The 569-nt window shown below is 55.9% G+C and carries 1 pseudogene; it reads right to left on the bottom strand.

Annotated features, from left to right (window positions below):
• Positions 1-220, bottom strand: a pseudogene (locus AC0L3K_RS40725) (Phasin protein); the annotation flags it as partial.
• Between the last annotated feature and the right edge of the window lie 349 nt (positions 221-569).

The following is a 569-nucleotide window of genomic DNA, read 5'->3' as shown; positions in this document are numbered from 1 at the left end:
GGTCATCCGGTAAGGCATCCACCCGAGGCTCAATGAGAGGAACCTCGTGTTTAGAGTCATCATAAAGCCCAAGGGGCGGTTCAATCGAGACTGCCGCAACAGAGCGAAGTAAATCCTGTTTCGGGCTTCGAACAATGGCCTGCTTGTTCTGTTGGGCCCGCGCGGCCATTTTCGGATTGCGGGCGCGCTTCGGCGCTGTCGCCGGCTTGCGTTTGCTCATCTGACACTCCAAGAAAATGGGGGGGCGACCACAACGGTCATTTCTGAAAGGACAACAGGCTTTGTGACGTGGCGTTCCAAGCCCTTGCATTGTTGGAGTCCTGCATGAACTGAGATCAATCGGACGTTCTGCGCTGTCGAGGATGATTTTAGGTAGCAACTCCAACCAACAAACGTCTAGCTGGCGATCTTCCAGACCTATGCTCAACGGCGTCAGTCTGAGAACGATCGGGCCTCCGCACGTGGCGCTCTCCAAAGGACCGCTTTATCGCGGACGTTCTCATCACGGACGTCAAGCCGCCCGGAGACATCGACGGATGGCACATACCGAACGTTGCCGAGAGGATTAT

This window comes from Bradyrhizobium sp. MI1.10 (assembly GCF_055811035.1).
This window is presented reverse-complemented; position numbering and strand designations above follow the sequence as displayed.